Here is a 6806-nt window from a genome sequence, read left to right on the forward strand (position 1 = left end):
GACGGGGAATTTTTCGTTTTCACGTAAATTGATGAAGCGTCCCTTTACATACACGTCTGCCTTCGGGCAGGCTTTTTTATTTTGCAGCGAGTTTTGGGGTGAAATCGTAGAAATTCGTTATTTTGCTTCAATTTATGTTAAACTAGGAGAAAATGCCCCAAAAGGGGTTTGCCATCGAGCATGGTACCCATTAGAATGTTGTTAATCCAGAATCGACCCGATGAAATGAGGCCGTTTCATGAATATTAAAGAGAAAAAAATCGAACTTCGCCGCCAGGCCGAAGCGGTTCGTTCGGCCATCCCGGAGGACGAGCGGAAGCGTAAGTCCGAGATTATCAGCGACAAGCTGATCGAACGGTTAGAAGCGCTGCTTCGTCCCGAGCCGTCAATGAGAAGACGTCCAACACTGCTCACCTATATGCCGGTCAAAACCGAAGTGGACGTGACCCCGGTCATGGAAGCCTGCTGGAACCGTCCTTGGCGCGTCGTCGTCCCGAAGGTCGTGCCCGCCTATAAGCAAATGAAGCTGTTCGAGGTGCGTTCGTATGCCGACTTGGAGCGCGGAACGTGGGGAATCCGCGAACCCATAGCTAAAACGCAACAGCTGTTCGATATTCGTCAGGTAGATGTCGCGCTGGTTCCTGGACTAGCGTTCGATGCCAATATGGGCCGGCTTGGCTACGGCGGCGGCTTCTACGACCGTTTTATGCAGCAGTATGTCCGTACCGGCTTGCCGAAGCCTTATATTTTGGCAGCGGCTTACGAGGAGCAGTTGATCCCGGAAGTCCCGATGGGACTGTTCGATTTCCGGATCGACGAGCTGATGACGGAAACCCGCATTTTGACGGAGAAGGGAGCGGATGTCCATGACTGAGGAGCGGAAGCCGTCTCCACTTACCCATCTGAACGAACAAGGCCGCGCACGCATGGTGGACATTTCGGACAAGCAGGAAACTGTCCGTACGGCGACGGCCCGCACGACCGTTACGATGCTTCCGGCTACGCTGGAGCTGATCCGGCAGCGAGGCATCGGCAAAGGGGATGTACTGGCTGTTGCGCAGGTTGCCGCGGTCATGGCGGCCAAAAAAACGTCGGATTGGATTCCGATGTGCCATCCGATTGCGTTAACTGGCGTCGATGTCCGGTTTAGCGATAACAGTGAGGGACAATTAACCATCGAAGCGACTGTCCGCACGAAGGGACAGACCGGTGTGGAGATGGAGGCGCTCACGGCCGTATCTGCCGCGGCGCTGACGGTCTACGATATGTGCAAGGCTGCGGAGAAAACGATGCAGATCGGACCGACGCTGCTGCTGAGCAAAACCGGCGGCAAGAGCGGAGATTTTCACGCAGTCCCATAGAGACTTAATGAGATCCGGGAGAGGAGCAGATGTATGCGCTGGAAAGTGGCTATCTTGACCGCTAGCGACCGCGGTTCGCGCGGAGAGCGGGAAGACACGAGTGCACAGGTCATTCGGGAATTGATTGAAGAAGAAATGAACGGCGAAATTATCGAATACCGTGTCGTGCCTGACGAAAAAGATGAAATTATGGCGGCGTTGATCGAAATGACGGATTATTTCCGGGCCAATCTCATTTTGACAACCGGAGGCACAGGTCTCGCCGTGCGGGATGTCACGCCGGAAGCGACCTTGAGCGTCATCGATCGACACGCTCCGGGCTTTGCCGAAGCGATGCGCATGTATTCGCTGCAAAAGACGCCGCGCGCGATGCTCTCCCGGGCCGTGTCCGGGATTCGCGGCAAGACGCTGATCTTGAACTTGCCCGGCAGCCCCAAGGGGGTTTCGGAAAATTTATCGGCCGTTATCGATCAGTTGCCTCACGCGCTTGCCATTCTGACCGGACGCGAGGGAGACCACGGCGATGAAGCATGATTCGATGCTCGAAGAGGTTCCTGTAGAACAAGCCGTCGGCATGGTGCTTGCGCACGACCTGACCCAGATTATTCCCGGAAAGTTCAAGGGCCGCTTGTTTAAAAAAGGACACGTGATTCGCGAGGAAGATATCCCGGCGCTGCTCAGCATCGGCAAGGAGCATATTTACACGCTTCGTCTGAAGCAGGGCTATCTCCACGAAGACGAAGCGGCCTTGCGGATGGCGAAGGCTGCGCACGGAGCGGGCGTCACGTTGACTGAGCCGCACGAAGGCAAAGTCACGCTTAAGTCCACGATCCGCGGTCTGGTCAAGATCGACAAGGACCGGATCGATCAGGTCAATTCGCTGGACCAAGTCATCATGTCGACCGTGAAAACGAATACCGTGGCGGAACCCGGACGTTCCTTGATGGGAACCCGCGTCATTCCGCTTGTTATAGAAGAAGAGCGCGTTACAGCCGTTGAGCGCATCGCTGCTTCCGCGGGACAGCCCATGGTGGAGGTTAAGCCGTTCCGTCCGCTGCGGGCAGGACTGATCACAACCGGCAGCGAGGTGTTCAAGGGCCGGATTGAGGATAAATTCGGTCCCGCCGTACGCAACAAGCTCGCGGCGCTCGGCTCGGAAGTGATCGAGCAACGGTTTGCGCCGGACGACAGCGAAACGATCGCACAGGAAATCCGCCGCTTCCTGGAGGAAGACCGGGCGGATCTTATTCTCGTTACCGGCGGCATGTCCGTAGACCCGGACGATCGGACGCCCGGCGCCATCAAGCGTGCCGGAGCGTCCGTTGTCAGCTACGGCACCCCGATGCTTCCCGGGTCCATGCTATTGATGGGCTATCTGAACGGCGTTCCGATTATGGGGCTGCCCGGCTGCGTCATGCACGACCCGTACACGTCGTTTGACGTTCTGCTGCCGCGCATTTGCGCGGGAGAAACGATTACCCGGGCGGACATTACCGAGCTCGGTTATGGCGGACTTTACGGCTGTTAGTTGATGAACAGGCAATATTTCCACTGAAGGAGGATACTCGATATGCTCGGAAATATAGGATTCAGCGAAATTTTGCTTATCGGACTCATTGCTTTACTATTGTTCGGCCCGAACAAGCTGCCGGAGCTCGGCCGGGCACTAGGCAAGACGCTGCGCGAGTTTAAGCAGGGCGCCCGCGATCTGATGGGGACGGATGCGCCACAGTCGCCACGGGAAGACGTTACGCCCCCGACGCCTGCGCAGCAGCCACAGCCGCATGCCGTACAGCAGGAAACGAAACAAGACTCGCGTCGTTTGCCGGATTAGGGAGGCCCTCGTACTCCCATTTTGATCGTGTGGAAGGTGAACCGATATGGAACATGATGAAGGCATGACGCTGGTGGAGCATCTGGCGGAGCTGCGCAAACGAATTATTTGGGTTCTGCTGGTCCTGATCGTCGGCATGGTAATCGGGCTTCTTGTGGCCAAGCCGTTAATTAATTATTTGAAAAGCGTTTCTCCGATTGCGAACATGAACTGGTATGTGTTTTCCCCATGGGATGCAATTAAAATGTATATGAGCTTTGCTTTAGTTGCCGGTCTTTTGGTCACGCTACCGTTTGCTTTATACCAGATATGGGCTTTTCTGAAACCGGGACTCCGTGAAGTAGAACAAAAAGCTTCTTTAATGTTCATCCCCTTTGCGTTTCTTATGTTTTTGCTCGGTCTGGCGTTCGGCTATTTTATCGTGTTTAAAATGGCGCTGTTATTTACTACTGCGATTAGCCAGAGCATGCAACTTAACGAAAACTTCGGGATCGCGCAATACTTTTCATTCATGTTCAACATCTTGATCCCGATTGCGCTCGTCTTCGAGCTGCCGATTGTCGTGATGTTTTTGACCAAAATCCGCTTGCTCAATCCGCTGCTTCTCCGCAAACTGCGCCGTTACGCGTATTTGGCGCTCGTCGTGATCTCCACGATGATCACGCCGCCGGATGCCGTGTCCGCCATTATCGTCGCTGTGCCGATGATTGTTCTATACGAGTTCAGCGTCTACTTGTCGGCGTTCATCTACCGAAAGCAGTTGCTGCAGGATCAAGCGTGGGAGGCGGAAGCTTCTGCAAAGTCTGTCGAATGACAGGCTTTTTTGTTTGTCTGCTTGTCGTATATTTTGGAAAGGTCTGGAGACAATGATTGAGGTGTGAAATTGTTGTAAAACCACTTGCAAAATTGCTTGGAAATAGTTATCATAAGAATTGTTGTTAGCACTAAAGACGTTTGAGTGCTAATAAGATAAACCATCGTTACCCTAATTTTAAAAGGAGGCTATTTTCTCATGATCAAACCGTTGGGTGATCGCGTAGTTATTGAAGCCATCGCTAAGGAGGAAACGACCGCAAGCGGTATCGTACTGCCTGACACGGCGAAAGAGAAGCCGCAGGAAGGCAAAGTCGTAGCTGTAGGCAGCGGTACACTCAAAGACGGCGAGCGCATTGCGCTTGAGCTGAAAGAAGGCGACCGCGTGATTTTCTCCAAGTACGCCGGTACTGAAGTAAAATTCGAAGGCCGCGAGCTGCTGATTATGCGTGAGAGCGACGTTCTGGCCGTTCTGGCTTAAGAACCAGCGCCTCAATTCGATACTTAAGTGTTAGTTACTTACTTACGAAAATATTCGAACCGTTTAAAATAAACGATTAATTCTCGGGAGGGTTCATTCATGGCAAAAGAAATTAAGTTCAGTGAAGACGCTCGCCGCGCAATGCTTCGCGGCGTTGACGCGCTTGCGAATGCCGTAAAAGTTACCTTGGGACCGAAAGGCCGCAACGTCGTGCTGGAGAAAAAATTCGGCAGCCCGCTTATCACCAATGACGGTGTGACGATCGCCAAAGAAATCGAACTCGAAGATGCATTCGAGAACATGGGCGCTCAGCTCGTGAAAGAAGTAGCGACCAAAACAAACGACGTTGCCGGTGACGGTACGACGACGGCTACGGTTCTGGCTCAAGCGATCATCCGCGAAGGTCTGAAAAACGTAACGGCCGGCGCTAACCCGATGGTCATCCGCAAAGGCATTGACAAAGCTGTTCGTGCAGCGGTAGAAGAGCTTGCGAAAATTTCCAAAACGGTCGAGGGCAAACAATCCATCGCTCAAGTAGCGGCCATCTCCGCTGCTGACGACGAAGTCGGCCAACTGATCGCAGAAGCGATGGAAAAAGTGGGCAAAGACGGCGTAATCACCGTAGAAGAGTCCAAAGGCTTCGCGACGGAGCTGGAAGTGGTTGAAGGCATGCAGTTCGACCGCGGTTACATCTCCCCGTACATGATCACGGACACGGACAAAATGGAAGCAGTTTTGGATAACCCGTACATCCTGATCACGGACAAGAAGATCACCAACATTCAAGAAATCCTGCCTGTTCTGGAGAAAGTCGTTCAATCCGGCAAGCAGCTTCTGATCATCGCAGAAGACGTAGAAGGCGAAGCTTTGGCGACGCTCGTCGTGAACAGACTGCGCGGCACGTTCACTTGCGTAGCGGTTAAAGCTCCTGGCTTCGGCGACCGCCGCAAAGCTATGCTCGGCGACATCGCTGCCCTGACTGGCGGCCAAGTGATCACCGAAGAGCTCGGTCTTGAGTTGAAATCCACGACTCCGGATCAACTCGGTTCCGCTCGTCAAGTGCGTGTTTCGAAAGAAAACACGATCATCATTGACGGGGCAGGCGACAAAAAAGACATCGGTACGCGCGTATCGCAAATCCGTGCTCAACTGGAAGAAACCACTTCCGACTTCGATAAAGAAAAACTGCAAGAGCGCCTTGCGAAATTAGCAGGCGGCGTAGCTGTCGTAAAAGTCGGTGCAGCTACCGAGACCGAGCTGAAAGAGCGCAAACTGCGCATCGAGGACGCTCTGAATGCTACTCGCGCAGCAGTAGAAGAAGGTATCGTAGCAGGCGGCGGTACGGCCCTCGTGAACGTCTACGGAGCTGTAGCAGCTGTGCAGGCTGAAGGTGACGAGAAGACGGGCGTAAACATCATTCTGCGCGCTCTGGAAGAGCCTATTCGCACCATCGCAGCAAATGCAGGTCAAGAAGGTTCTGTCATCGTGGAGCGCCTGAAAAAAGAATCCGTTGGCATCGGCTACAACGCCGCTACCGGCGAATGGGTGAACATGATCGAAGCCGGTATCGTTGACCCTGCGAAAGTAACTCGCTCCGCTCTGCAAAACGCAGCTTCCGTTGCCGCTATGTTCCTGACAACCGAAGCCGTTATCGCAGACAAACCGGAAAAAGACAAACCTGGCATGCCTGATATGGGCGGCATGGGTGGAATGGGCGGCATGGGTGGCATGATGTAAGGAAATCACCCTAAATAGGAAGGTCTCTCATCAATTCGCTGAATTGTTGAGAGGCCTTTTTTCTATTCCTCGTGGAAGTGAGTTATAGGGCGAGGAAGTAAATCTATGCACTCTCATTCAGCAGAGTCGGGAGAAACCACATCCCACTTTCCAAACAGCGTCAAACCCGCCGCTTTAGCCAGCGACACGGACGCCTGGTTATCGAGCTGGCATCGGTACTGGGGTTCGTATCCCTGATCATAGGCGTACTTGCAGATGGAACGCACCAGTTTGCGGGCGTGACCTTTTCCTCTAAAGGGCGTCAGAGTCAACACGCCGAGATCCGCAATTTGTACATCATCCTCCCAGGGATACATGCTGGCGGCGCTGACTAGGCGGTCTTGCTCAAAAGAACCGAACACCGCCCAGTGATCCAACTCCACAGAAGCGTCATCCAAGTCTTCACTTCCATATACTTTAGTCTCATTTTGTTATAGCACAATCAATAATGTTCTTAAATATACTAGGGCGTGTCTGAAAACTCATCATAGTGGAACTACTTCAACAAAATCATGGCAGAAGCCAAAAAAGCAAAGCTCAA

9 protein-coding genes are annotated in these 6806 nt (G+C 53.1%); 8 read left to right on the forward strand and 1 reads right to left on the reverse strand.

All coding sequences use genetic code 11. From position 1 onward, the window contains the following. The first annotated feature begins 238 nt into the window (after positions 1–238). The 8 genes from NLX71_RS21615 (at position 239) to groL (ending at position 6226) form a co-directional block, all read left to right on the forward strand. On the forward strand, positions 239–874 hold the full coding sequence (locus NLX71_RS21615) for a 5-formyltetrahydrofolate cyclo-ligase (protein WP_254365831.1): 636 nt from the start codon (positions 239–241) through the stop codon (positions 872–874). Further along, a complete protein-coding gene (gene moaC / locus NLX71_RS21620) occupies positions 867–1361 on the forward strand; it encodes a cyclic pyranopterin monophosphate synthase MoaC (protein ID WP_254365832.1) in 495 nt (164 codons plus the stop codon). The genes NLX71_RS21615 and moaC overlap by 8 nt, the downstream gene beginning before the upstream one ends. A 33-nt stretch (positions 1362–1394) precedes the next feature. Continuing rightward, a complete protein-coding gene (mog, locus tag NLX71_RS21625; RefSeq protein WP_254365833.1) occupies positions 1395–1895 on the forward strand; it encodes a molybdopterin adenylyltransferase in 501 nt (166 codons plus the stop codon). Beyond that, complete coding sequence (locus tag NLX71_RS21630; protein WP_254365834.1) at positions 1885–2889, forward strand: molybdopterin-binding protein; 1005 nt, start codon at positions 1885–1887, stop codon at positions 2887–2889. The genes mog and NLX71_RS21630 overlap by 11 nt, the downstream gene beginning before the upstream one ends. A 42-nt stretch (positions 2890–2931) precedes the next feature. Continuing rightward, positions 2932–3195: a twin-arginine translocase TatA/TatE family subunit gene (gene tatA, locus NLX71_RS21635; protein WP_254365835.1), complete on the forward strand. Its 264-nt coding sequence runs from the start codon at positions 2932–2934 to the stop codon at positions 3193–3195. A 46-nt stretch (positions 3196–3241) separates the two neighbouring features. Next, positions 3242–4009, forward strand: a complete 768-nt coding sequence (gene tatC, locus NLX71_RS21640; protein ID WP_254365836.1) for a twin-arginine translocase subunit TatC — start codon at positions 3242–3244, stop codon at positions 4007–4009. A 198-nt stretch (positions 4010–4207) separates the two neighbouring features. Continuing rightward, positions 4208–4489: a co-chaperone GroES gene (gene groES / locus NLX71_RS21645; protein ID WP_254365837.1), complete on the forward strand. Its 282-nt coding sequence runs from the start codon at positions 4208–4210 to the stop codon at positions 4487–4489. Positions 4490–4588: 99 nt separating this feature from the next. Then, positions 4589–6226 (forward strand): chaperonin GroEL, encoded by a 1638-nt coding sequence (gene groL, locus NLX71_RS21650; protein WP_090675294.1) that lies wholly within the window; start codon positions 4589–4591, stop codon positions 6224–6226. Between the two features lie 113 nt (positions 6227–6339). Here groL and NLX71_RS21655 read toward each other — a convergent pair whose 3' ends face one another. After that, positions 6340–6663 carry a GNAT family N-acetyltransferase gene (locus tag NLX71_RS21655; protein ID WP_254365838.1) on the reverse strand — a complete coding sequence of 108 codons (324 nt, stop codon included), beginning with the start codon at positions 6661–6663 and terminating at the stop codon, positions 6340–6342. Positions 6664–6806 lie beyond the last annotated feature (143 nt).

Origin of the sequence: Paenibacillus sp. MZ04-78.2 (assembly GCF_024213375.1) — a bacterium.
Lineage (GTDB): Bacteria > Bacillota > Bacilli > Paenibacillales > NBRC-103111 > Paenibacillus_G.

Excerpts from the sequence above, each read along its gene's own strand:
- NLX71_RS21630 (WP_254365834.1), top strand. The coding sequence starts at position 1,885 with ATGAAGCATGATTCGATGCTCGAAGAGGTTCCTGTAGAACAAGCCGTC.
- mog (WP_254365833.1), top strand. The coding sequence starts at position 1,395 with ATGCGCTGGAAAGTGGCTATCTTGACCGCTAGCGACCGCGGTTCGCGC.
- moaC (WP_254365832.1), top strand. The coding sequence starts at position 867 with ATGACTGAGGAGCGGAAGCCGTCTCCACTTACCCATCTGAACGAACAA.
- tatC (WP_254365836.1), top strand. The coding sequence starts at position 3,242 with ATGGAACATGATGAAGGCATGACGCTGGTGGAGCATCTGGCGGAGCTG.
- NLX71_RS21615 (WP_254365831.1), top strand. The coding sequence starts at position 239 with ATGAATATTAAAGAGAAAAAAATCGAACTTCGCCGCCAGGCCGAAGCG.
- groL (WP_090675294.1), top strand. The coding sequence starts at position 4,589 with ATGGCAAAAGAAATTAAGTTCAGTGAAGACGCTCGCCGCGCAATGCTT.
- tatA (WP_254365835.1), top strand. The coding sequence starts at position 2,932 with ATGCTCGGAAATATAGGATTCAGCGAAATTTTGCTTATCGGACTCATT.
- groES (WP_254365837.1), top strand. The coding sequence starts at position 4,208 with ATGATCAAACCGTTGGGTGATCGCGTAGTTATTGAAGCCATCGCTAAG.